Source organism: Bowmanella yangjiangensis (assembly GCF_017255015.1).
GTDB lineage: Bacteria > Pseudomonadota > Gammaproteobacteria > Enterobacterales > Alteromonadaceae > Bowmanella > Bowmanella yangjiangensis.
Genome location: NZ_JAFKCS010000383.1, coordinates 1 through 763, shown reverse-complemented (window position 1 = coordinate 763; position 763 = coordinate 1). Strand labels below are relative to the sequence as shown.

Here is a 763-nt window from a genome sequence, read left to right as displayed (position 1 = left end):
ATTTGTCGGGTTCTCGCCGTAGGGTGGATGACGCTTCACCCATCCACCAGCGGGGCGCCCTGGCAGCCTGAGTGCTGGTGAAAGCCATCCGTTCCCGGCTGTAGCAGGCACTTCGGCGGTGAGCCTCGATCGCGGCTGAAGCCGCTCCTACAGCCGCTCCTACGGGTGGAGCGCGGCATGGCGAGAAAAAAATCTCCGGTTCCTTGCACTTTTTGCCGCGCTGCTTCGGCCCTCCCTGCAAACACCCACTCCGCGTCTTGTCGTCAGGGATCCGCCATGCAGTCACCACGCTCCACCCGCTCTGCGCTTCGTAGCGCCATCCGCAACGCTCTGTTCTGTTCCGGCCTGGCCCTGGGCGCTGCGCTGCCGGCACTGGCCCGGGCCGACAGCGCGCACACGCAGGCTTATCAGATCAGTGCCGGGCCGCTGGCCGAGGTGCTCGGCCGCTTCGCCAGCGCCGCCGGGGTTGCCCTGTCGTTCGATGCGGCGCTGCTGCAGGGCCGGCAGAGCCAGGGGCTGCAGGGCCAGTATGGCGTCGAGGACGGTTTTGCCCGCCTGCTGCAGGGCAGTGGTCTGCAGGCGGTGCGCCAGGCCGAGGGCGTCTACGGCCTGACCCCGCAACCACAGGCCGCAGTGGCCAGTCCGGCACCCAGCCGGGTCGCTGGCGATGTGTTGCGCCTGCAGGACACCGAGGTGACCGTCAGCACCTTGCGCGGTGATACGGCCGTGGGCCAGACCAGCCAGCGCGTCACTGTCATCGACC

1 protein-coding gene is annotated in these 763 nt (G+C 68.5%); it reads left to right on the top strand.

The window, feature by feature from the left end; translation table 11 throughout:
- Nucleotides 1–276: 276 nt before the first annotated feature.
- Nucleotides 277–763, top strand: a 487-nt coding sequence (locus tag J0A65_RS24695) for an STN domain-containing protein (protein ID WP_206596886.1), incomplete at its 3' end; no start/stop codon positions are given.